We start from the raw sequence: 23,203 nt of genomic DNA on the forward strand, positions 1-23,203 counted from the left end.
GCCGGCCTGATGCGATGCGATGGCCTCGTAAAAGGCGCTGTCATCGACACGCCCGGTCAGGTTGATCACGCCGGCACCGGCTTCCAGCAGCGCGACGCCGACTTCCGGGTGATAGGTCTCGACCGAGACCAGGATGTTTTCCTCCGCGAGCGCTTTGACAACCGGCCGCATGCGGTCGATCTGGCGCTCGATGGAGACGATGTCCGCCGTGTCTCCGGTCGATTCCGCGCCGATATCGACCATGGCCGCCCCTTCGAGCGTCATCCGCCTGCCGCGGTAAAGCGCGGCCTCGAACGTGTGGCAGACGGTTTCCCTGTAGGTGCTGTCCGGTGACAGGTTGAGGACGCCCATCTGGTAGGTCCTGTCCTCGAAGCTGCGGCCGAACTTCGGAAATGCGAATGTCCTGACCGGGGTCTCAAGGGCCTCCCTGTATTTCAGCCACAGCGGCAGGATGCGATCAGCGGAAATCATTGGACGGGCTCCGGGTCTTCGGGGAATTGAGAATAAAGACTGTGCGCGGCCGCATGCGGGCGGCCGGAGAATGTGGGGGTTCAGGCACGCTTGCGCGTGATGCGGATGCCGACGGCGCCGGCCTCGTCAAAGATGTCGGGTTTCGTCACCTTCACCGTAACCCGGGACGCGAGCGGATTGGTCAGGACGAACTCAGCGATCGCCTCCGCCCAGTCTTCGACGAGATCGACGTGACCGCCGGCGCTCGCCTTTTCCTGAATGAAGAAGACGGTGTCCGCATAGGACACGAAGGTGCCGGTTTTTCGGACCGTTTCGCGATATCCGGGCACCGTTTCGATCTCGACGCTGAAACAGACGGACTGGCGCCGTCCCTTCTCGCTGTCGAGGATGCCGATTTCGGCCGGCAGCAGCAGATTTTCGATCAGGATCGTGTCAGGGCCGTCTTCTACCAGAGTGCGCGCAGCGTCCGTCGTTTCGCTCATCAAACATTTCGCTCTTCAGATTCTGTTTCAGGACATGGATGTAGCCGGAAGCCGCAAGAGGTCAAGAGAGGAGACGGCTCTGAAGCAGCGGGGGCACTCAGGCGCCTTCGAAATAGTCGACGGCCTTGAGCACGCCGCGCAGTTCCGAAAGACCCCTCAGGCGTCCGATGGCCGGATATCCGGGCGTGGACGTACCGGTCAGATCGTTGAGGATGCGGTGCCCGTGATCGGGGCGCATCGGGATCTGTTTTCCCGAGCCGGTTTCCATGCGGTGCAATTCCCGGACAATCGACACGATGTCGATGTCGCCGGCCAGGTGGGCGTCTTCAAAAAAGCTTCGCGGGTCATCCTCGCGCCGAGTGGCCCGCAGATGGGCAAAATGGATACGGTCGCCAAGCGCGCGCGCGATGGCAGGCAGATCATTGTCCGGATGCACGCCGAGCGATCCTGTGCAAAGCGTGAAACCATTCGCACGGGAGGCGTTCATGGCAGCGATCTGCTCCAGATCCGCCAGCGTGCTCGCGATCCGCGGCAACCCGAACAGGGACCGGGGCGGATCGTCCGGATGGATCGCCAGGACCGCGCCTGCTTCCTCGACCACCGGGAGAACGATATCAAGGAAATTGCGGAGGTTCTGAAACAGTTCCTGGCGGCCGACATCACGATAGGCCGCAAGCCGCTCCCGAAACGTCTCGAGCGTGTAGCTTTCCTCCGAGCCCGGCAAGCCCGCGATGATGTTGGCCGTCAGCCGGTCGCGATCCTGTTTCGACGCGGCGGCGAGAAACGCCTCCGCTGCCGCGATATCACCCGCGCTGTAGTCGGCCTCCGCGCCCTCCCTTTCAAGAATGAAGAGGTCGAAGGCTGCGTAGGCGGCGAATTCAAACCGGAGCGCAGTCGCGCCGTCCGGAAGTTCAAAGTCCAGATCGGTCCGCGTCCAGTCCAGAACCGGCATGAAATTGTAGCAGATGGTCGTCACGCCCTGATGCGCGAGCGCACGGGCCGTCTCCGCCCAGTTCCGGGCCCACTTTTCCCAGCCGGCGGCTCCGGTCTTGATGTCCTCGTGAACGGGAATGCTTTCCGCGACGACCCAGCTCAGGCCGGCCGCCTCGATCAACTGCCGCCGCGCGGCAATCTCCTCTTCCGGCCAGAATGTCCCGTTCGGAATCTCATGGAGCGCGGTCACTATCCCGCTGGCGCCTGTCTGGCGGACATCGTTCAGCGATACCGGATCCTGCGGCCCGAACCAACGCCAGCTTTCGATCATCGCCCTGCCTTTTCTTTTGTTATCGTTCTCAAGGAGACGCCACCGCGGGCGTATAGAGGTAACCGTCGAATTCCGGGTCTCCGACATCGGAGAGTTCGAGCAGCGTCAGGCGCACATTTTCGAGATGCTGCCACATGGCGCTTCTGGCCTGCTCGGCGTTGCGGTGCCGCAGCGCCTCCAGGATCACGGCATGATCGTCAAGCCACCTGGTCCGGTAGCTGATGTCGAAAATCCGGTCGTGCAGCCGCGCCCACATGGAACTGTTTTCCCGCTTGGTCCACAAGTCGGCGACCTGGTCGACAAGAACACTGTTCTGGGTGGCTTCGGCAATGAGCAGGTGAAACTGCTTGTCGGCGAAGTAATCCTCGACGCCGTTCTCGATGGCCTTGCGCTCAAGTTCGAGGGTTTCGCGCAGCTTTATGATGTCGTGCTTGGTAATCGTCGATGCCGCAAAACCCGCGATGCTGCTTTCCAGGAGCTGGCGGGCCTGCAGCAGTTCAAACGGACCGAAATCCGGCTTGTGCACGTTGAGGGAAATCTTCTCGCCGGACGCCACGTAGCTGCCGGATCCCTTGCGGACATCCAGGTAGCCCTCGATTTCCAGCACGATGAAGGCCTCGCGCACGAGCGACCTGCTGATCCCCAACTCGAGTGAAATCTGGCGCTCGGTCGGAAACTTGTCTCCCGGCCGATAGCCCTCATCGGTGATCCTTCGTGCGAGCAGCTCGGCTATTTCCTGGTAGCGACGTTTTCCACCCTCGCCGGTCATGAAGCCATCCCTGCGTTCTTCTCTGCGGCGGCGATCTCCCGATAGTAGTCCGCCAGAATATGGAACGCTTTTTTCTTGGTTTTCTTGTCTGCGGCAATCAGCCCCTTATGGTTATAGCCATTCTGGAAGATGTTTTGCCGGCGTTCAACGCGAAAATCATAAAGGATCCACGGGGACATGCCCTTCACGTAGTCCAGTTCCCGCAAAACCGCGATCTGACGGCGATAGACCTCGGCCATGTAGTCTTCGCTGAAGAGCCCATGCGGCGGCCCGTTTTCGCCGATGACGCCATCGGCGCCGGTCTCCGAGATGACAACCGGCTTGCCCGGGTCGGAGTTCCGGCCGATTGCGGCCAGATCGTCGAAATTCTCCTCGTACCAGCCGTAATACTCGTTCAGACCGATGATATCGATGTGGTCCGCGAGCCTGTCCTCGATCCGGTTGGCGGCATGGTTGACGAGACAGGCGGCGGAGGTCAGCCGGGTCGGATCGAGTTTCCTGGCGGTCTCGGCAAGTCCGCGCATGAATTCGAGCCTTGCGTCCGTGTCCGGATTTTCGTTGCCGACGGACCAGATGATCACACTAGCCCGGTTCCGGTCGCGCTTGATCAGCTCGGCAAGCTGGTTCTCCGCGTCGAGGTAAGTGGCCGGATTGGCAAAGTCGATCGCCCAGTAGACCGGAATTTCCTCCCAAAGGAGAAAACCCAGCTCATCGGCCAGGCGCGCCGCCAGATCATCATGGGGGTAGTGCGCCAAGCGCAGATAATTGCAGCCGAGGTCGCGCGCATGTTCAAACCGGCGCCGCAGGTCGGCTTCGTTCGTTACCTTGCCCAGTTCGGCATCATCCTCGTGAACCGAAATCCCGCGCAGGAACAAAGGTTCGCCGTTGAGCACGATATCCGTGCCGGCGCGCTCGATCTGGCGGAAGCCGACCCGGTCCGAGACACGGTCCGCGCCGAAGGCAAGCTCCACATCGTAAAGGACGGGGTTGTCCGGGCTCCAAAGCTCCGGCTGCACCGATAGCGTCACCCGGCCCTTGCCGTTGCTGACGGGTATGCTCACTTCGACCGAGAGGCCCGGAATGGACAACGTTGCCTCACCCGACGAGGCTCCGCAGATTTCGATCTCCGCGCAGATTTGAGAGAAGGTGCCGTCGGGAAGAAGATAAAGAAAGACATCCTTGATCAGGGCGCGCGGGGTCTCGAAGAGGCTTACATCGCGGTAGAGGCCGCCATAGTTGAACCAGTCGGTGTTACGCATCGGGACCCGATCGCGGGTGCGGGTGTTGTTGACACAGGCCATGAGCCAGTTCCGGCCCGGTTGCAAAAGACCGGTCAGTTCCACGCAAAACGGCGTCGATGCGCCATAGTGGTTGCCGAGAAACTGCCCATTCAGAAAAATCTTGCAGTCATAGCCGGCGGCGCCGAAATGCAAGAACCGGCGCTTTTCGTCATCAACGTTGCCGACATCGAGCGGCCGCGTGTACCAGGCACTGCCTTCAAAAAAATACCACTTTTCCTTCAGCATCGCCCAGTTCGACGGGACCGGAACCGTCTCGCCCATGTAGGGATCGTAGTCCCAGGGCTCCTTGCGGTCCTCCGGTGCCTCCGGCAGCAGGGCGAACCATTTCTGCCGGAGACCGGTGTCCAGGAGATCGACACAGAAGTTCCAGTCGCCGTTGAGACTTTCAGATGCCCGCCCGCCCATGAAAATCAGGCCATTGTGGTTCAGGGACTGCGTGTTGAACGGACGATCATAGTCTTCGTCATGCAGCGCCTGAAGCGCATTTTCGGCGAGTTTCGAGCGTTCGAGCATCTTTACGGTCTCCGGTCGGGCCTTGGCTTACTGCGGAGCGATCGCCTTGATGCGGCCGATCAGGTCGGCGACGACCGGCGATTTTTCAGCCGCTTCCTCGTGCATCGGCAGGACCGCCTCGATGAACGGGCCCTTCTCGACCTCGATGAACTTGACACCGAGTTCGCTCTTGGCCGTTTCGACGGCTGCCGCGCTCATGGCATCCCACTGCTCGCGATGGAAGTCCATCGATTCGCGCGCCGCCCTGGTCAGGGCGGCCTTGTGGTCGTCCGAAAGTTCGTTCCAGCTCTTGGAGGAGATCATGACCACGGACGGGATCATGGTGTGACCGTCATCGGAATAGACCTTGGAAACCTCGCCGTGGCGCGCGGATGTCAGGGCCATCGGATTGTTCTCCGCGCCATCGACGACGCCCTGCTGCAGGGCGCTGTAGAGTTCACCCCAGGCGATCGGAGTGGGGTTGCCGCCGAGCAGTTCCACCATGCGGATCGCGGACGGGCTCGGCTGCACGCGGATTTTCATGCCTTCCAGGTCGGCGGGAGAGCGGATTTCCTTGTTGGCATAGAACGAACGCGCGCCTTCGATATAGAATGCAAGCCCGATGAAGCCCTTGTCTTCGGACGCGGCGAGAATGTCCGAGCCGATGTCGCCGCTCAGAACGTCATAATAATGGTCGGCATCGACAAAGATGTAAGGCAGGTTGAGCGCACCGTAGGATTCCTCGAAGGCTTCGAGTTCGGACGCGTTCGAGCGGGCCATGTCCAGGGAGCCGTTCTGCATCAGCTCCATGGATTCGCGCTGTGTGCCCAGCTGCGCATTGGCATAGATGCGGATCTTCAGATCGCCGCCCGTCGCCTCTTCAAGACGCTCGGCCATGAACTCCATGGACTTGTGCAGCGGGTGGTCTTCCGGGTTGTTGTGATTGAGACGAAGGGTCTTTGCATTGGCGGCGGTTCCAATTGCAACAACGCCTGCGGCCAGCACGGCCGCGAGCTTCGCGAACTTCTTCATGATTTCCTCCCAAATGCAGGCCGTGCGAAAAAATCCCTCAACGAGGGCCGCGCCGGCCGCGGTTTCGCAGCACGGATCGCTGCGGATGGCGAATTGTTCGTCCAATTTTCAAAATCAGTCAACCTTTTTTGCAAAATTGGTTGACCAATTTAGATTCTTGACGCATGTCTTACATGGGCACGCGCCGCTGATGTTGCGTGAAAACGCAGCACGGACCGGTCTGGGAGGACAATCGTGACACGCATTACAAGAGGTGTGGACCTTGTCCTGCGCCTCGTCATCATCCTGGCATTCGCCGTTCTTGTTGCCTGCGTCATCTGGCAGGTGTTCTCGCGCTACGTGCTGGAAAGCCCAAGTACGGTCACCGACGAGATGGCGCGGTTCCTGTTCATCTGGGTCGCGCTTCTGGGTGGCGCCTATACGCTCGGGCAGCGCCGGCACCTGGCCATCGACCTGCTGCCGCAGATCACGCATGGCAACCTCAGGCTCATGGTCAATGCGGGTATCATCATCGCCATCGCGACCTTCGCGGCGCTGGTCATGATTTATGGCGGCCTGGACCTGGTGAACCGGACGCTGGCAACCGGACAGGTCTCGCCGGCACTCAGACTGCCCATGGGCCTTGTCTATGTCGCGATCCCCTTTTCCGGGATCTGCATCTTCTACTACTGCCTGACCTTCCTGGCCGATCTTTTCCAGACGGGCAGGGGACCGAACGATCAGGACGGCGCGCCCAGGGCGGGCGGTCCGCTCGACTGACCGACGCAGGATATTGAGGAATTAAATGGATATTCAGTCTGTCCTCGTCCTGTTCGGGACGTTTGCACTGCTCATGATACTCGGTGTGCCGATCGCCTTCTCGATCGGTCTTGCGGCCTTTGCCACCTTCCTGCTGTTCATGTCGTTCGACCAGTCGGTCTATATCGTCGCGCAGCAAGTGGCGTCGGGACTCGACAGCTTCACGCTGCTGGCCATTCCGTTCTTCATCCTGGCCGGAAACATCATGAACCGCGGCGGCATCGCGATGCGCCTGATCGAGTTCGCAAAAGTGCTGGGCGGCCGTCTGCCCGGGGCCCTTGCCCATTGCAATGTGATTGCAAACATGATGTTCGGCTCTATTTCCGGCTCCGCGGTCGCATCGGCCGCCGCTGTCGGCGGCGTCATGGCGCCCTTGCAGAAGAAGGAAGGCTACGACCCGGCCTATAGCGCCGCGGTCAACATCGCATCCTGCCCGACAGGCCTGCTGATTCCGCCGAGTTCAACCTTCATCGTCTATTCGCTGATCACGAACGGCACCTCGGTCGCAGCCCTTTTCGTTGCCGGGTACATTCCGGGGATTCTCATGGGTCTCAGCCTCATGGTTGTCGCAGGGATCATCGCGAAACGGCGCGGCTACCCCGTCGCAGACCGTCCGAGCGGGTCGGAGGTCGTGAGGAAGGCGGCCGACGCCATGCTGCCGCTCGGCCTGATCGTCATTGTCATGGGCGGCATCATCGGCGGCATCTTCACCGCCACGGAAGCCTCCGCCGTCGCGGTCGTCTACACGCTTTTCCTTGCCGTGATCTGGTACCGCGAAATCACCCTGAAGGAACTGCCGGGGATCATTCTGGAAAGTGCGGTGACCACTTCCATCGTGCTCCTGATGATCGGCTGCTCCATCGCCATGTCCAAGGCGATGGCATTTGCAGACATTCCCTATTCGATCTCGGACGCGCTGCTGGCCCTGTCCGAAAACCCGATCGTGCTTCTGCTCATCATCAACATCGCGCTTCTCGTCGTCGGCACGTTCATGGACATGACGCCGGCGCTGCTGATCTTCACGCCGATCTTCCTGCCCGTGGTTGAAGACCTGGGCATGGACCCGGTGCATTTCGGTGTCGTCATGACGTTCAACCTGTGTATCGGCATCTGCACACCACCGGTCGGGTCGGCGCTATTCGTCGGCTGCTCGGTGGGCGGGGTCAAGATCGGCCAGGTCATCAAGCCGATGCTCGGATTTTACGCGGTCCTGGTATCACTGCTATTGGTGATAACCTATTTCCCCGCGCTCAGCCTGTTCCTGCCGCGCCTCCTTCTTGGGTACTAGACCATGAAAGCACTCAATGCCTGGCAATTCCTGGCGCGCACCGAAAACGGCGTACGTCTGATCGTCGAAGGCCGGCACCACTTCAACATTTCGATCCTGGAGGATGACCTTGTCCGGATTTCACTTCTGAAGGACGGCAACCACCGTCTCAACAGGACATGGGCGATCGCTCCGGCAGGAGATGTTCCGTTTGAAGGCAGGAAACGGGAGGATACGACCGGATTTTCCTGCCCCGATTTCCACCTAGACGAGAACGACGAGGGCCTGACACTCGAAACCGGGACGCTTCGTCTCAAAATTGGTCAACCACTTGCGTTGACCTGGGAAGCGCGCACGAAACCGGCCGGTTCCTGGCAGGAGGTAGCCCGGGACAGGCCCCTGAACGCCTATATGCTCGGGCGCAAGGATCACCGGAACCAGCACCATCTTCTCAGGCACCCGGACGAGACATTTTACGGTCTCGGCGAGAAGTCCGGAGCGCTGGACCGGTCCGGCCGGCGGTTTGAAATGCGCAATCTCGATGCGCTCGGTTATGACGCCAGAACCACGGACCCGCTCTACAAGCACATCCCGTTCACGATCACGGACAAGGGCGATCTCGGCGCCTGCGGTCTCTTTTACGACACGCTGTCTTCCTGCTGGTTCGACCTCGGCAACGAGAAGGACAATTACCATCCGCCCTTCCGCGCCTTCCGGGCCGAAGACGGCGACCTGGACTACTATTTCAGCTGGGCGCCCTCGGTGCTGGAGATCGTCAAGCGCCACCACTGGCTGACCGGCGGCACGGCCTTCATGCCGCGATGGGGGCTGGGCTATTCCGGTTCCACGATGTCCTACACGGATTCGGAAAATGCACAGGAGCGCCTGCAAGAGTTTCTTGCAAAGCTCGAAGCGGAAGACATGCCGTGCGACAGTTTCCAGCTCTCGTCCGGCTATACCGCGATCGAAGGCAGGCGCTACGTTTTCAACTGGAACACCGACCGCTTTCCGGACGTGGAAGCGCTGACGTCCTCCTATGCAGCGGCCGGCATAAACCTGATCGCCAACATCAAGCCCGTCCTGCTCGATGATCACCCGCTCTATGAACAGGCTGTCGATGCAGGTCTCTTCATCCGCGACAGCGAAAGCGGCGAACCGGAGCAGTCGCCCTTCTGGGACGGTACCGGATCCCACCTCGATTTCACCAATCCGGCAACCATCCGCTGGTGGCAGGACAATGTGACCGCCAAACTCCTCGACCGGGGCATCAAGAGCACATGGAACGACAACAACGAATATGAGGTCTGGGACGATGATGCGCGCTGCGCAGGTTTCGGCGAGCCGATCCCGATCAGCCTGATCCGGCCGCTCCACAGCCAGCTGATGACACGCGCTTCCTTTGAAGCCCAGCAACAGGACCAGCCGGACAGACGGCCCTACCTGATCTCCCGCTGCGCTTCACCCGGAACGCAGCGCTACGCCCAGACCTGGACCGGCGACAATCATACGAGTTGGGATACCCTGCGGTGGAATATCCCCATGGGGCTGGGACTGAGCCTCTCCGGCTTTTACAATATCGGCCACGATGTCGGCGGCTTTGCCGGACCGAGACCGGACCCCGAGCTGTTTCTGCGCTGGGTGCAGAACGGCATCTTTCATCCCCGTTTCACCATCCATTCCTGGAACGATGACGGAACGGCCAACGAAGCCTGGATGTATCCCGAGATCACCCCGCTTGTCCGCGACGCGCTGAAACTCCGGGCGAGGCTCCTCCCGTATCTCTATACCCTGCTCTACCAGGCGGTTACCGATGGTGAACCCATGCTGCGGCCGCTGTTCCTGGATCATCCCGATGACCCGAACTGCAGAACAGCGGAGTTCGATTTCCTTCTCGGAAAGGACTTGCTGGTGGCAACGATTGTCGAACCGGGTGCCCGAACGCGGCGTGTGACACTGCCTCAAAACGCGGATGGCTGGTGGACTTTTGACGGCAGCACGTGGCATCCGGGCGGCGATGTGCTGGAGGTTCCCGTGACCGACGCGACAATTCCGCTGTTTGTTCGCGGCGGCACCGTGCTGCCTATGGCTGCGCCCAATCTGCGCTCCGATGCGGCCTTCGACATGGAGCGGACCTGGTGTATCTACCCGCAACCTGCGACCCGTCCGCCGCGCACATCCCACACCTATGACGACGACGGTGTTTCACGCGATGCGCTGACAGACGGCCATTGTCTCACGACGCTGAAGCTTTCTCATGAGACGGGCGCACTGCGGCTTGACTGGTCCAGATCCGGCACCTGGGAACCCGCCTATACCGACGCCCGGATCTGGCTTGCGGGTCAAACCGGTCTTATCGTGAATGATCGCGCCCACTCGGCGGGCGACACACTCAGTCTCAATCCGGCCCGGTAAAACATGTCCGATCCAACTTCTGCCATTCAAGAAAGCCCCTATGACCGCAGCGCCCTGCGGCCCAGGATATTGCATCTGGGCTTCGGCGCATTTGCCAAGGCGCATGTCATGGCATTCCACGACGACATGCTGCGGCGGACGTCCGGAGACTGGGGCGTCATCGCCGTCCGGCTTCATTCCGGTGCGGATGAACTGACGCAGCTGGACGAGGCGGGTGGTGTGTTCACGGTCGGCGAGATGTCGGGTGCCGGGCTGCACTTGCGGGAAATCGGCTGCGTCACCGGAACACTGCATGCCAGACGGGACGGGCTGCCGGCGCTGCTTTCCAGGATCGCCGATCCCGGGCTTGGCGTGATCACGCTGACGATTACCGAAAAAGGCTACTGTCTTTCGGGCAGTGCTCTCGATCTTGCCCATGACGGCATCCGGGAGGACCTGGCCAACCCCGAAGCACCCCGGACCGCGATCGGCATCCTTGCACAAGGGCTTGCGATGCGGATGGCAACCGGCGCGCCCGGTGTCACGATCCTTTCCTGCGACAATCTTCCGGCCAACGGGCATCTTTGCCGCCGGGCGCTGCTCGACTATGCCGGACAGCTAGATCCGAAGCTGACGGAATGGATCGAGACCGTCTGCCGCTTCCCGTGTTCCATGGTCGACCGGATTACGCCCGCCATGACGCAGGCATCGCGCCAGAAGCTCGAAGCGGCCCTTGGACGCCCGGACCCCAACGGCATCTTGTGCGAACCCTTTCGCCAGTGGGTCATTGAAGACAGTTTCGCGGGCGAGCGTCCGCAATGGGACCTTGCCGGAGCGCAATTCGTTGCAGATGTTGCGCCCTTTGAAGAGATGAAGCTGCGCCTTTTGAACGGGTCGCACTCCTTTCTTGCCTATCTGGGCGCGCTGGCGGACAAGGAAACCATATCGGACTGCATGAACGAGCCCGTCCTGAAGTCGGCCGCGCAAAAGCTCATGCTGGACGAGCAGGCGCCAACCCTTGAGGTTCCCGGCGGGGTCGACATCCCAGGCTATGCGGCCGATCTCATCGAGCGTTTCTCAAACCCGGCGCTTCAGCACAAGACAACGCAAATCGCGTCGGACGGCAGTCAGAAACTGCCGCAAAGACTGCTTGCGCCGATCCGGCACCATCTCGGCACCGGCCGCCCCTGGCCTTTGTCCGCTCTGGCGGTTGCCGGCTGGATGCATTATTGCCGCGGTGCATCGGAAACGTCCGCGGCCCTTCCGCTCAACGATCCGCTTGCCGAGCGCATCCGGTCGATCGCCGGGCAGTCCGATGGCACCGGCTACGTCGACACCCTTCTGTCGCTAACGCCGGTTTTCGGTGACGAGCTTCCGGCATCGCAGGACTTTGCGGACAAGATCCGGTCCGCTTACGATGACATCGGCTCCCGAGGCGTGATCAACTCGATCGCCGCATCGCTTTGACAACAGGACGCATTTCATGACCGCACCATTTCTCGGGCCGGATTACTTTCTCGACACGGCCACGAGCCGCCGCCTCTACCACGAGGTTGCCGCACCGCTGCCGCTTGTTGATTTTCACAATCACCTGGACCCGGCCGCGATTGCCGACGACAAGCACTGGTCTTCCATCGGCGAAATCTGGCTGGAAGGCGATCACTACAAATGGCGGGCAATGCGCTGGAACGGTGTACCGGAAGACCTGGTGACCGGTGCCACCGGTTTCCGGGAGAAATTCGACGCGTTCGCGGAGACGATACCGCACTGTGTCGGCAATCCGCTCTACCATTGGACGCACCTGGAGCTGCGCCGCTATTTCGGCTGGGACGGCGTTTTCGGTCCGGATACGGCTGCGGAGGTCTGGGAGGTTGCAAACGAAACACTTTCAAAGCCGAGCCACGGCGCGCGTGGCCTGCTTCACCAGATGAATGTCAGTTACGTCGGCACCACGGACGATCCGGCCGACGACCTCGCGCATCATGCGAGGGCCCAAGCCGATCCGGAGCTGGGTTTCAAAATCGCGCCGAGTTTCCGCCCCGACAAGGCGCTGTCGCCGTCAGCACCCGGGTTCGCGGATTATTGCCGCACGCTCGAACAGGCGTCGGGCGTCACGATCACGCGCTTCGACGATCTCATCGAAGCGCTGCTCAAGCGGCTGGACCATTTCATCGCCTTCGGCTGCAAGGCAAGCGACCACGCTCTGAACGAACTTCGCGCTTTCGAAAAACGCTCCGCAAGCGACCTCGACGGCATTCTTGCGCTCGGTGCCAACGGCGCGCAGGTTTCCCCCCGGGACGAGGCCGATTTCAAGGCGGCCGTCCTGACGGAACTCGGGCAGGCCTATCGCGATCGCAATATGGCGATGCAATTCCATATCGGCGCCCAGCGCAACAACAACAGCAGGCTTTTCGGCCGTCTCGGCCCCGATACGGGCGGCGATTCCATGTCCGATCAATCGGTTGCGGGTCCGCTGAACCAGCTGCTCGACCGGATCGACAGGCGCAAGGGTCTGCCCCGCACCATCCTCTACTGCCTCAATCCGGCGCTGAACGAAGTGATGGTGACAACGGCGGGCAATTTCCAGGACGGCTCGGAGCCGGGCAAGATCCAGTCCGGGCCGGCGTGGTGGTTCAACGATCAGCTGGAAGGCATGGAACGGCATCTCAATCAGGTCGCCCAGATGGGACTGCTTTCACGGTTCATCGGGATGCTTACCGATTCGCGCTCGTTTCTCTCCTTCCCCCGCCACGAATATTACCGGCGCCTGGTCTGCAGGATGGTCGGACGATGGGTTGAAGACGGAAGCATGCCAGATGACAGGGACTTGACCGACGGTCTCATCCGCAGGATTTGCCACGAAAATGCCCACGACTGGTTTGTTGAGTAAAAGCAGCGCGATAGGCTGACCGCGCACGCCTGTCTGCGTCAAAGGTCATCGTTGCTGGCATTCTCCCTTTACCCTATCATGCGGTCCGGAGACCCGGTCTGGAGGCGGATCCGGGTAACGAGGGAGGAGAGCCTCGGCATGACAGTGACGCACGAGCCCTGGCTCGTTGCGCTTTCCCTGGTAATGGCCTTTCAGGGAAGCTTTGTTGGTTTGAGTCTGGCTGTCCAGGTCAGAAACGCGGTTGAACCGAGACGGCGGCTGCTCCTTGCCGGAGCCGCGCTGACACTTGCTCTCGCGATCTGGTCGATGCATTTCGTCGGCATGCTCGCCGTGAAGTTTCCGCTCGGCGTCGATTTCCTCGTTCTGCCGACGCTTTTGTCTTTCCTCGTGTGCGTGCTTGTCGTCGGCGTTGCCGTCTTCACCGCCAGCAATCGAAGGCTCACGTCCATCAGGCTCGGGCTCGCGGCATTCGTCATGGGTACCGGCATTTGCACGATGCACTATCTGGGCATGTACTCCCTGCACACGTCTTTGCAGATGACCCACAACCCGACCTATGTCCTTGCGAGCTTTCTGATCGCCTTCAATGCCGCCGGCCTGGCGCTCTGGCTGCTGTTCGGCCTCGGCAAACGGCCTCCCCTGGTGATTTCGGCGGCCGTGATGGCGCTTGCCATATCGGCGATGCATTACACCGCGATGACCGGACTGACCTACGAACTGACGCAGAGCCCCGACCAGTTGTCCGCTCCTTCGCTCGCGCCGGGAACGCTCGCCATTTTCGTATCCTGTGTCGCATTCCTTGTATCCGGTCTGTTCCTCCTGGCTCTGGTTCCAAGCGAGGCGGCAGCGCCGGCACCGGCCCGCAGTGTCGAGGAGACGCCGGCCACCGAACCGGTACAGGCTGCCGAGGCCGAGGAGGCGGACACCGCGCAAGCGGCGGAAGATCCCTCGCGCCGGCCTGCAGCCGGTCTTCAGGCCGTTGCGTCAAAGCCACGGGTGTCGGCGCCCGCTTCCCGGCGGACATTGCCGATCGAGCGCGACGGGCAGAAAACGCAGATCAGCGTGGCCGACATCTCCGCCATTCACGCGGATGCCCACTACACCAAGCTTTACGACGGCGAACGGGAACATTTCTGTCCGCTTTCGATCAGCGAGGCCGAACAGCAGCTGGATTCCAAGGTGTTCAAGCGGGTCCACCGCAGTCATATCGTGAACCTTTCCCGGGTCACCAGTTTCAAACGCTCCGGCGATGGCGGCGTGCTGGTGCTCGAGGGCAGCGACGCGCAGACGGTTCCCGTCAGCCGGTCCAGATGGAGCCGCATTCGCGAGAGACTGACGGCCCTTTCAGACACGACCGACCAACCGGATCAGGCCGCCCCCGCGCAGTAAGCCGATCGGGATTGCATCTGCCGGCCTTAGGTGATGGACCCATAAATGAGGCGGAAATGGTTTGAGGCGGATTGCTTCTCCTCAAGGCGCGGAAGCGCAGGAAATGTGGTTCATTTTCAAGCCTTTCGCGACGCCGGGGAGGCGCAATCCGGTCAAATCCGAAGGACATGGAAATGGCTTCCCCCCGTGGCGTCAGCGTGCTTGACCGGGCAGGAAGCCCGCTCCGCACACCCTTTCTGGCGGGATATCGCCATTTCGCATGCCATTTCAGTCTCATTTATGGGTCCATCACCTAGTGTGTGCGGTGCAAAAATATCGATTTTTTGTCGCCATTCGTGCTAATTGCACGAAATACGTCACTTTCGGCGTCAGACAGGCCACCGTCGCAAAAGCGCGAACTAAGCGCTGATCTTTCAGAGACTTTCGCCGATTTTCTCCGTTCCTGGCTACCTGCAACTCGTGAAATACGTCAGGCTTTCTGACGCATTTCGTGTCCGGGACAGCCGCCGTCGATGTATTGCACGCGGTGTTCCGTGAATGCTGTCTTGAGTGTGCAGTGCACCCCTTATCACCCTTGGAGCATGTGACATTCCCCCGCCCACGCGTGGCGGTGTGTGTTTGCCGATTGACTGTCACTGGACGCGACAGACAGCAAGCGGCGCCCGATTCCGGAGCCATCCGGGACGGCCAATGGGAGGAGAAAGAACGTGATCCCCGGTGAATTCACCTATCACAGGCCATCGTCGGTGGCCGAAGCCGTTGCCATCCTGGCAAGTCACGGCGATGAAGCGCGGCCCCTGTCCGGCGGCCACAGCCTGATCCCCATGATGAAACTGCGCATGGCGGCCCCTGAGCATCTTGTCGATCTCGGCGGCATTGCCGATCTGAAGGGCATCAGCGAAGACGGTGGCACGATCACCATCGGCTGCATGACGACCCAGCACGAGCTGATCGACTCCGACCTTCTGTCCGCCAAGCTGCCGATCATCCGGGAAACGAGCCTGCTGATCGCCGATCCGCAGATCCGCTACATGGGAACGCTCGGCGGCAACGTCGCCAACGGTGACCCGGGCAACGACATGCCGGGTCTGATGCAATGCCTCGGGGCCACCTATGTCCTGACCGGGCCGGATGGCGACAGGGAGGTTGCAGCGCGCGACTTCTACGAAGCAGCCTATTTCACGGCGCTGGCACCGGAAGAAATCCTCACCGCCGTCAAGATCCCGGTTCCGCCGGCCGGTCACGGCTATGCCTATGAAAAGCTCAAGCGCAAGGTCGGCGATTACGCCACGGCCGCGGCCGCCGTGGTCCTCACCATGAATGGCGGCACGGTTGCCAGTTGCTCGGTCGCGCTGACCAATGTGGCGGACACGCCGCTTCATGCAGCGGACGCCAGCGCGATCCTGACCGGATCGACACTGGACGAGGGCACCGTGGCGAAGGCTGTCGCTGCCGCGGAAGCGATCACCGATCCGGCATCGGACGGACGCGGCCCGGCGGAATACCGCACCAAGATGGCCGGCATCATGATGCAGCGCGCGCTTGCCCGCGCCGCCGAACGCGCCGGCGCCTGAGACCCTGACCGAGGAAAACCCAATGAGTGATATCGAACAGATCCCGGTCACGGTGACCGTAAATGGCAAGAAGGTGCAGCGCTTCGTCGAACCGCGCACCCTGCTGATCCACTTCCTGCGCGAGGAACTGAACCTGACCGGCCCGCATATCGGCTGCGAGACCTCGCATTGCGGTGCTTGCACCGTAGAGATGAACGGCATGTCGGTGAAATCCTGCACGCTTTTCGCCGCCCAGGCGAACAATGCGGAGCTGACCACGATCGAAGGAATGGCTAATCCCGATGGCACGCTGTCGGCCCTGCAGGAAGGTTTCCGCCAGATGCACGGTCTCCAGTGCGGCTATTGTACGCCCGGAATGATCACGCGCGCGCATACGCTCCTGAAGGAAAACCCGAACCCCACGGAAGACGAAATCCGCATGGGGATTGCCGGGAATTTGTGCCGCTGCACCGGCTACCAGAACATCGTCAAGGCCATCCAGTATGCCGCCGACCAGCTCAACCAGCCTGAAACCCAGGAGGCTGCAGAATGAATGACATGACCCCGACACGGGAACAGCGCGAAGCCGCCCTCGAAGGCATGGGCTGCAAGCGCAAGCGCGTGGAAGATGTCCGCTTCACGCAGGGCAAGGGCCAGTATGTGGATGACCTGAAACTGCCGGGCATGGTGTTCGGCGATTTTGTCCGCTCGCCCTATCCCCACGCGAAAATCACCAAGATCGACGCCACGGAAGCCCTCAAGATCCCGGGCGTGATCGCGGTCCTGACCGCCGAGGATCTCAAGGGTGTGAACCTTGCTTGGATGCCGACACTGGCCGGCGACGTGCAGATGGTCCTGGCCGACGGCAAGGTTCTCTACCAGAACCAGGAAGTCGCCTTCGTCGTGGCGGAAGACCGCTACATCGCGGACGACGCCATTCAGCTGGTGGAAGTGGAATACGAAGAACTGCCGGTTCTGGTCGATCCCTTCAAGTCCATGGAACCGGATGCCCCGGTTCTGCGTCCGGACCTCGAAGGCAAGACGGAAGGCGCGCACGGTCCGCGCAAGCACCACAATCACATCTTCAACTGGGAAGTCGGCGACAAGGACGAAACCGCAAAGGCCTTTGCCGAAGCGGACGTGACCATCAACGAGATGATCTCCTACCACCGCACGCACCCGTCGCCGCTGGAAACCTGCCAGTGCGTCGCGTCCATGGACAAGGTGAAGGGTGAACTGACCGTCTGGGGCACGTTCCAGGCTCCGCATGTCATCCGCACGGTTGCCTCGCTGCTGTCGACGATCCCGGAGCACAAGATCCACGTGATCGCGCCTGATATCGGCGGCGGCTTCGGCAACAAGGTGGGCGCCTATCCGGGCTACATCTGCTCGATCGTGGCCTCCATCGTTACGGGAGTTCCCGTGAAATGGGTCGAAGACCGGATGGAGAACCTCTCCACGACGTCCTTTGCCCGCGACTACCACATGACCACGGAGATCGCCGCAAAGAGCGATGGCACCGTGACCGGTCTGAAAGTGCACGTGCTCGCCGACCACGGCGGCTTCGATGCCTGTGCCGACCCATCCAAATGGCCGGCAGGCTTCTTCAACATCGTCACCGGGTCCTATGACTTCCCGGCTGCTCACCTGTCGGTGGACGGGGTCTACACCAACAAGGCTCCGGGCGGCGTGGCTTACCGCTGCTCGTTCCGGGTGACGGAAGCCGCCTACTGCATCGAGCGGGCGATGGACATTCTGGCGCAGAAACTGGACATGGATCCGGCCGATCTGCGCATGAAGAACTTCGTCAAGGCGGATCAGTTCCCGTATCAGTCGGCGCTCGGCTGGGAGTATGACAGCGGCGACTATCACACCGCCATGCAGAAGGCGATGGACACCATCGGCTATCGCGAACTGCGCGCCGAACAGAAGGCCAAGCAGGAAGCCTTCAAGCGGGGCGAAACGCGCGAGGTCATGGGCATCGGCGTGTCGTTCTTCACCGAGATCGTCGGCGCCGGCCCGTCCAAGAACTGCGACATTCTCGGTGTCGCCATGTTCGACAGTGCGGAAATCCGGGTGCACCCGACCGGGTCGGTGATCTCGCGCATGGGCACGAAGTCCCAGGGCCAGGGTCACGAAACCACCTGGGCCCAGATCATCGCAACGGAAATCGGCATCCCGGCTGCGGATATCATGGTCGAGGAAGGCAATACCGACACGGCGCCCTACGGTCTTGGCACCTACGGCTCCCGGTCGACGCCTGTCGCCGGTGCCGCCATTGCGCTTGCCGCCCGCAAGATCCGCAACAAGGCGCAGATGATCGCGGCGCACATGCTGGAAGTGTCCGAATATGACCTTGAGTGGGACATTGACGGGTTCCAGGTGAAGGGCAATCCGGAAGCGCGCAAGTCGATGAAGGAAATCGCCTGGGCGGCCTATCATGCACCGCCGCCCAACATGGAACCAGGTCTGGAAGCCGTCAGCTACTATGACCCGCCCAACATGACCTATCCGTTCGGGGCCTATTTCTGCGTCATGGATATCGACGTCGATACCGGCGTCGCCACGACACGCCGCTTCTACGCGCTGGACGACTGCGGCACGCGGATCAATCCGATGATCATCGAGGGCCAGGTCCATGGCGGCCTGACGGAAGCCTTCGCCATCGCGATGGGTCAGGAAATCCGCTACGACGAGACGGGTAACGTACTCGGAGCGTCCTTCATGGACTTCTTCATCCCGACCGCCGTCGAGACCCCGCACTGGGAGACCGACCATACGGTGACACCGAGCCCGCATCATCCGATCGGTGCGAAGGGTGTCGGTGAAAGCCCGAATGTCGGGGGTGTTCCGGCATTCTCGAACGCGGTCAATGATGCATTCCAGTTCCTAGGCAGTACCCACATCCAGATGCCCCACGATGCGTGGCGGATCTGGCAGGCTGCCAAGGACCTCGGCGCACACGGCTGAGTGAACAGGGCATCGCGGGGCGGCACCCCCCTCACCACGCCGACACCCGCGATGCCCTTTTTCGTCATTCCACGGTTCAACCGTGGAATCCGGACCGATGCGGTCCCGTCGCAAAAGCCCTCGCAAAGTTGCGCGGGAACGGGCTGGATTGCCGGATCAAGTCCGGCAATGACCGGACAGTATTTTTCAGGTGGCCAAGACAAGTCGGATGACCAAGACAAGGGAACAATTGGCGAAAGCGCTTTCGGAAACCGGCTACGTCGCGGATGACGGGCTGGCGACGGCGTTGCTGTTGACGGACATGCTGAACCGGCCGCTTCTTCTGGAAGGCGAAGCGGGTGTGGGCAAGACGGAGGTCGCCAAGGCTCTTTCGCGGCTGGAGGAGACCGACCTCATCCGCCTGCAGTGCTACGAAGGACTCGATCGCTCCGACGCGATCTACGAGTGGAACTACCAGCGGCAGCTTCTCGCCATCAAGGCGCGCGAGGGGACCGGCGAAGCGGCGGAGCAGGTGGAAGAGGCCGTCTTTTCGGAAAAATATCTTCTCGAACGCCCGCTCCTTGCCGCCATCCGCCAGGAAAAACCGCCGGTTCTGCTGATCGATGAGGTCGACCGGGCGGACGAGGAATTCGAAGCGTTCCTGCTGGAAATCCTGTCGGATTACCAGGTTTCTATCCCGGAGCTCGGCACTGTCGAGGCGACCAGCATTCCGCGTGTCGTGCTGACATCGAACGGCACGCGGGAGCTCTCCGACGCACTGCGCCGGCGCTGCCTCTATCATTATGTCGACTATCCGACGCCGGACCGCGAGGCACGCATCCTGCTTTCGCGCGTCGACGGTCTCGATGCGGCGCTCGCGCTGCAGATCGCCGAGCTGATGGGCAAGCTGCGCAAGGAAGACCTGACAAAGGTCCCGGGCGTTGCGGAAACAATCGACTGGGCCGCGGCGTTGCTCGGATTGGGAACGAAGAACCTCCATGAAAGCCGGGAACTCGTTTTCGAGACGCTTGCCTGCGTCCTGAAAACCCGCGAGGACCAGTCGCGCGTCACGCAGGAAGTCACGGACCGCCTGCTGGGCAAAGTGGCATGATGCAATGACTGCAGCGCTGACCTTGTCGAGTGAAGAGATCGGAGCGGCCCTTCGGCAACGCCTTGCCGGATTCGTGCGCTCACTCAGGGACAGCGGCTTCAAGGTCGGCCTCGCGGAAACACGGGATGCGCTGTTGCTCCTGCAGAGCCCGGCGGTGCGCAAGGCGCACACGCTCAAGCGGGCGTTCCGGTCCCTGTTTTGCGGCAGGCTGTCGGACTGGAAGGTGTTTGACGAGCTTTTCGATGCCTACTGGGCCGGGAAAGGTGTCAAGTCAGGCGTGAAGGTGTCGGGGACCAGCACGAAAAAGAGCATGAAGACAATCCGGGAACTGATGGATGCCCAGGGCACACGTCAGGACACGATTGCCGGTGATGTCGAACGGCAACCGGGCGAGGAAGACGAAGACACGGATGACAGCCCGTCCGGACGACGGGAAGGTGCGAGCATTGCGGACAATCTCGGCCAGGTCGATTTCCGCAAGATGCAGGACCCGGAAGCAACGGCAAAGGCACATGAGCTGGCGGAGCGTCTGGCCCGATCGATGCGCGTGCGTCTGACGCGCCGCGACAAGCAGAAGCGAAAGGGACCGCGCCTCGACCTTCGCAAGACGATACGGCACTCGATCGCTCATGGCGGCACGCCGATCGAACTGATCCGCAAGGGACCGCGCCAACGGCAATTGCGGCTGGTGATCCTGCTGGACGCCTCCGGCTCGATGAACAATTACACGGCCGTTTTCACCCGCTTCGTGCATGGCATGCTGGACAACTTCCGCGAAGCCGAAGCCTTCCTGTTTCACACCCGCCTGGTGCATGTTTCCTCCGCGCTGTCCGAGCGCGACGCGGCGCGGGCGCTCGACCGTATGGGCCTGATGGCCCAGGGGGTCGGCGGCGGCACCAAAATCGGTGAAGCGCTCGCCGAGTTCAATCGCTGGCACGCGGCCCGGGTCATCCATTCACGCACCTGCGTGCTAATCCTGTCCGATGGCTACGACACCGGAGCGCCGGACGCCCTTGGCGAGGAAATGGCGAAGCTGAGACGGCGCTGCAAGCGCATCGTCTGGCTCAATCCGTTGATCGGCTGGCAGGGGTATGAACCGACGGCGGGGGGCATGCAGGCCGCCCTGCCGCATATCGATCTGTTCGCGCCCGCGCACAATCTCGACAGTCTCGCAGCGCTCGAACCCTACCTGGCGAAGTTGTGATCCCATGGGAGATGAAGACATGAAACACACCTCCATCCCGGGCCCGCACGAGGGCGCGGCTCCCGAGCTGACCAATGATCTCCAGCCGCTGATGAGCCGCCTGCAGGACGCCAGCGAACCCTTTGCGCTGGCGACCGTCGTCAGAACAATATCGGTGACGGCCGCAAAAGCAGGCGCAAAGGCCGTGATCGCCAGGGACGGCAGCATTGCCGGCGGCTGGATCGGCGGCGGCTGTGCCCGTGCCGCCGTCGTCAAGGCGGCCAGGGCGTCACTGGAAGACGGCGAAACGAGGTTGATCTCGCTCCAGCCGGAAGACCTGCTGTCGGATCTCGGCGTGGAAGCCGGTGAGGAGCGGGAAGGCGTCCAGTTCGCGAAGAACATGTGCCCAAGCCAGGGCACGATGGACATCTTCGTCGAACCGGTCCTGCCACGGCCAAGCCTTGTCATCTGCGGCGCGAGCCCGGTCGCCTTCGCGCTTTCCAGGCAGGCACCGACCATCGGTTTCGACGTCACGGTCTGCGCGCCGCCAGAAGATCACGCGTCCTTCCCCGGCGCCAACCGGCGGATCGAAGGTCTCGGCCCGGATGCGATCGGAAACGCGGACACCTATGTCATCGTCTCCACCCAGGGGCGCGGTGACCTTGCGGCGCTGGAAGGCGCCCTGTCCGTGCCCGTCCGCCACGTGGGCTTTGTCGGCAGCCGCCGCAAGATCAGTGCGCTGAAGGAAAAGCTGCGGGAAAAAGGCTTTGGCGACCCGGAGCTGGAACGGATCGAAGGGCCTGCCGGGCTCGATCTCGGTGCGATCACGCCCGAAGAAATCGCCCTGTCGATCCTCGCGGAACTGCTCGTGATCCGGCGCAGAGGCCAGCGCCAGACCAATATCCAATATATCTGACATTTCAATCGGAGTACCCCACATGCAAATGAACGACAGCCAGCGGATCGAAGCCCCGATACAGAAGGTCTGGGAGGCGCTCAACGATCCGGACGTGCTGAAAGCGTCGATCCCCGGCTGCGAGGAGCTGACCAAGCATTCCGACACCGAGATGGAGGCAAAGGTCAAACTCAAGGTCGGCCCCGTAAAGGCGACCTTCGGTGGCAAGGTCACGCTGAACGACCTCGATCCGCCCAACGGCTACACGATCGAGGGTGAGGGCTCCGGCGGTGTCGCGGGTTTCGCGCGTGGAGGCGCCAAGGTCCGGCTCGAGGAAGACGGACCGGACGCGACCATCCTGCACTACGACGTCGATGCCAAGGTCGGCGGCAAGCTCGCCCAGCTCGGTGCACGGCTGATCGATTCAACCGCAAAGCGGCTGGCCGGCGAGTTTTTCACGGCCTTCGCCGAACAGGTTGCGCCGAGCGCGCCCCAGGAAGAGGCTGCTGCGGAAGACGGCACGGCAGAGGCCCCCGAGCAGAAGAAGGGATGGCTCGGCGGTCTTTTCGGCGGCAAGAAAACGGAAGCACAAGCGGAAGAAACCGCTACCTGATCATCCTGGCGCCCGGGTTCACATTGGCCGGGGCGCCGCGTGTCCGAGGGAGGAATACATGCAAAACCAGCAACCCAGAAACACCGCTGCATTGCGCGAGATCCGGCAGGACCCGTCGCTCATGCTCGCGCTGGCGACAGGAACAGTCCTGACCGCGTTCCTGGTGACCGTTCATGCATGCTGCATCGGTCTCGCCACACCCGACCATCTGGCCGCCCTGCTGCAGATCTGCTCGCCGCTAGGGTGAATATCCAGCGAATTGACGGTCACCCCGGACAAGCGAAGCGCCGATCCGGGGCGTACTCATATCACCACTTGTCAAATCGCAACGCAATCGCCTGAACCGCGCCCAA

The 23,203-nt window shown here is 61.7% G+C and carries 20 protein-coding genes (1 of these 20 cut by a window edge); 14 read left to right on the plus strand and 6 right to left on the minus strand.

The window, feature by feature from the left end; translation table 11 throughout:
- From ACO08A_RS09790 to ACO08A_RS09815, 6 genes are all read right to left on the minus strand, one after another.
- A protein-coding gene (locus tag ACO08A_RS09790) for a dihydropteroate synthase (protein ID WP_422040908.1) crosses the window boundary here: on the minus strand, positions 1-471 show its 5' portion. Its footprint begins 414 nt before the window's first position; only the first 471 of its 885 coding nucleotides appear in the window; its start codon is at positions 469-471; its stop codon lies beyond the left edge, outside the window.
- Between the two features lie 80 nt (positions 472-551).
- Positions 552-953, minus strand: a complete 402-nt coding sequence (locus tag ACO08A_RS09795; protein WP_421980644.1) for a dihydroneopterin aldolase — start codon at positions 951-953, stop codon at positions 552-554.
- A 97-nt stretch (positions 954-1,050) separates the two neighbouring features.
- Positions 1,051-2,217: a mannonate dehydratase gene (gene uxuA / locus ACO08A_RS09800; protein WP_422040909.1), complete on the minus strand. Its 1,167-nt coding sequence runs from the start codon at positions 2,215-2,217 to the stop codon at positions 1,051-1,053.
- A gap of 28 nt (positions 2,218-2,245) precedes the next feature.
- Complete coding sequence (locus ACO08A_RS09805) at positions 2,246-2,986, minus strand: FCD domain-containing protein (protein WP_422040910.1); 741 nt, start codon at positions 2,984-2,986, stop codon at positions 2,246-2,248.
- Positions 2,983-4,800, minus strand: coding sequence for a glycoside hydrolase family 2 protein (locus ACO08A_RS09810; protein WP_422040911.1), 1,818 nt, complete (start codon positions 4,798-4,800; stop codon positions 2,983-2,985). Before ACO08A_RS09810 ends, ACO08A_RS09805 begins: the two co-directional genes overlap by 4 nt.
- Before the next feature lie 27 nt (positions 4,801-4,827).
- The gene (locus ACO08A_RS09815; RefSeq protein WP_422040912.1) at positions 4,828-5,811 is read right to left on the minus strand and encodes a TRAP transporter substrate-binding protein; all 984 of its coding nucleotides are present in this window, start codon (positions 5,809-5,811) and stop codon (positions 4,828-4,830) included.
- 234 nt (positions 5,812-6,045) lie between these two features.
- Here ACO08A_RS09815 and ACO08A_RS09820 point away from each other — a divergent pair, with 234 nt between their 5' ends.
- The 14 genes from ACO08A_RS09820 to ACO08A_RS09885 all read left to right on the plus strand — a co-directional run bounded on the left by ACO08A_RS09820 (position 6,046) and on the right by ACO08A_RS09885 (position 23,097).
- Positions 6,046-6,570 carry a TRAP transporter small permease gene (locus ACO08A_RS09820; protein WP_422040913.1) on the plus strand — a complete coding sequence of 175 codons (525 nt, stop codon included), beginning with the start codon at positions 6,046-6,048 and terminating at the stop codon, positions 6,568-6,570.
- 25 nt (positions 6,571-6,595) lie between these two features.
- Positions 6,596-7,897: a TRAP transporter large permease gene (locus tag ACO08A_RS09825; protein ID WP_422040914.1), complete on the plus strand. Its 1,302-nt coding sequence runs from the start codon at positions 6,596-6,598 to the stop codon at positions 7,895-7,897.
- 3 nt (positions 7,898-7,900) lie between these two features.
- Positions 7,901-10,288 (plus strand): TIM-barrel domain-containing protein, encoded by a 2,388-nt coding sequence (locus ACO08A_RS09830; protein ID WP_422040915.1) that lies wholly within the window; start codon positions 7,901-7,903, stop codon positions 10,286-10,288.
- 3 nt (positions 10,289-10,291) lie between these two features.
- Complete coding sequence (locus ACO08A_RS09835; protein ID WP_422040916.1) at positions 10,292-11,734, plus strand: mannitol dehydrogenase family protein; 1,443 nt, start codon at positions 10,292-10,294, stop codon at positions 11,732-11,734.
- 16 nt (positions 11,735-11,750) lie between these two features.
- Complete coding sequence (gene uxaC / locus ACO08A_RS09840; protein ID WP_422040917.1) at positions 11,751-13,157, plus strand: glucuronate isomerase; 1,407 nt, start codon at positions 11,751-11,753, stop codon at positions 13,155-13,157.
- Positions 13,158-13,295: 138 nt separating this feature from the next.
- Entirely contained in the window at positions 13,296-14,546 is a 1,251-nt protein-coding gene (locus tag ACO08A_RS09845) for an MHYT domain-containing protein (RefSeq protein WP_422040918.1), read from the plus strand.
- Between the two features lie 707 nt (positions 14,547-15,253).
- Positions 15,254-16,120 (plus strand): FAD binding domain-containing protein, encoded by an 867-nt coding sequence (locus ACO08A_RS09850; protein WP_421980633.1) that lies wholly within the window; start codon positions 15,254-15,256, stop codon positions 16,118-16,120.
- 22 nt (positions 16,121-16,142) lie between these two features.
- Positions 16,143-16,652: a (2Fe-2S)-binding protein gene (locus ACO08A_RS09855; RefSeq protein ID WP_422040919.1), complete on the plus strand. Its 510-nt coding sequence runs from the start codon at positions 16,143-16,145 to the stop codon at positions 16,650-16,652.
- Positions 16,649-19,069, plus strand: a complete 2,421-nt coding sequence (locus ACO08A_RS09860) for an aerobic carbon-monoxide dehydrogenase large subunit (RefSeq protein ID WP_422040920.1) — start codon at positions 16,649-16,651, stop codon at positions 19,067-19,069. Before ACO08A_RS09855 ends, ACO08A_RS09860 begins: the two co-directional genes overlap by 4 nt.
- Before the next feature lie 208 nt (positions 19,070-19,277).
- A complete protein-coding gene (locus ACO08A_RS09865) occupies positions 19,278-20,159 on the plus strand; it encodes an AAA family ATPase (RefSeq protein ID WP_422040921.1) in 882 nt (293 codons plus the stop codon).
- A 4-nt stretch (positions 20,160-20,163) separates the two neighbouring features.
- A complete protein-coding gene (locus ACO08A_RS09870) occupies positions 20,164-21,363 on the plus strand; it encodes a vWA domain-containing protein (protein ID WP_422040922.1) in 1,200 nt (399 codons plus the stop codon).
- Positions 21,364-21,382: 19 nt separating this feature from the next.
- Complete coding sequence (locus ACO08A_RS09875) at positions 21,383-22,258, plus strand: XdhC family protein (RefSeq protein WP_422040923.1); 876 nt, start codon at positions 21,383-21,385, stop codon at positions 22,256-22,258.
- A 22-nt stretch (positions 22,259-22,280) separates the two neighbouring features.
- A complete protein-coding gene (locus ACO08A_RS09880) occupies positions 22,281-22,850 on the plus strand; it encodes an SRPBCC family protein (protein WP_422040924.1) in 570 nt (189 codons plus the stop codon).
- 58 nt (positions 22,851-22,908) lie between these two features.
- Complete coding sequence (locus ACO08A_RS09885) at positions 22,909-23,097, plus strand: hypothetical protein (protein WP_422040925.1); 189 nt, start codon at positions 22,909-22,911, stop codon at positions 23,095-23,097.
- Positions 23,098-23,203 lie beyond the last annotated feature (106 nt).

The organism is Roseibium sp. (genome assembly GCF_965232425.1).
Lineage (GTDB): Bacteria > Pseudomonadota > Alphaproteobacteria > Rhizobiales > Stappiaceae > Roseibium.

Coding starts and splice junctions, on each gene's coding strand:
- ACO08A_RS09795 (WP_421980644.1), bottom strand. CDS start 953: ATGAGCGAAACGACGGACGCTGCGCGCACTCTGGTAGAAGACGGCCCT.
- uxuA (WP_422040909.1), bottom strand. CDS start 2,217: ATGATCGAAAGCTGGCGTTGGTTCGGGCCGCAGGATCCGGTATCGCTG.
- ACO08A_RS09805 (WP_422040910.1), bottom strand. CDS start 2,986: ATGACCGGCGAGGGTGGAAAACGTCGCTACCAGGAAATAGCCGAGCTG.
- ACO08A_RS09810 (WP_422040911.1), bottom strand. CDS start 4,800: ATGCTCGAACGCTCGAAACTCGCCGAAAATGCGCTTCAGGCGCTGCAT.
- ACO08A_RS09815 (WP_422040912.1), bottom strand. CDS start 5,811: ATGAAGAAGTTCGCGAAGCTCGCGGCCGTGCTGGCCGCAGGCGTTGTT.
- ACO08A_RS09825 (WP_422040914.1), top strand. CDS start 6,596: ATGGATATTCAGTCTGTCCTCGTCCTGTTCGGGACGTTTGCACTGCTC.
- ACO08A_RS09830 (WP_422040915.1), top strand. CDS start 7,901: ATGAAAGCACTCAATGCCTGGCAATTCCTGGCGCGCACCGAAAACGGC.
- ACO08A_RS09835 (WP_422040916.1), top strand. CDS start 10,292: ATGTCCGATCCAACTTCTGCCATTCAAGAAAGCCCCTATGACCGCAGC.
- uxaC (WP_422040917.1), top strand. CDS start 11,751: ATGACCGCACCATTTCTCGGGCCGGATTACTTTCTCGACACGGCCACG.
- ACO08A_RS09845 (WP_422040918.1), top strand. CDS start 13,296: ATGACAGTGACGCACGAGCCCTGGCTCGTTGCGCTTTCCCTGGTAATG.
- ACO08A_RS09855 (WP_422040919.1), top strand. CDS start 16,143: ATGAGTGATATCGAACAGATCCCGGTCACGGTGACCGTAAATGGCAAG.
- ACO08A_RS09860 (WP_422040920.1), top strand. CDS start 16,649: ATGAATGACATGACCCCGACACGGGAACAGCGCGAAGCCGCCCTCGAA.
- ACO08A_RS09865 (WP_422040921.1), top strand. CDS start 19,278: ATGACCAAGACAAGGGAACAATTGGCGAAAGCGCTTTCGGAAACCGGC.
- ACO08A_RS09870 (WP_422040922.1), top strand. CDS start 20,164: ATGACTGCAGCGCTGACCTTGTCGAGTGAAGAGATCGGAGCGGCCCTT.
- ACO08A_RS09875 (WP_422040923.1), top strand. CDS start 21,383: ATGAAACACACCTCCATCCCGGGCCCGCACGAGGGCGCGGCTCCCGAG.
- ACO08A_RS09880 (WP_422040924.1), top strand. CDS start 22,281: ATGCAAATGAACGACAGCCAGCGGATCGAAGCCCCGATACAGAAGGTC.
- ACO08A_RS09885 (WP_422040925.1), top strand. CDS start 22,909: ATGCAAAACCAGCAACCCAGAAACACCGCTGCATTGCGCGAGATCCGG.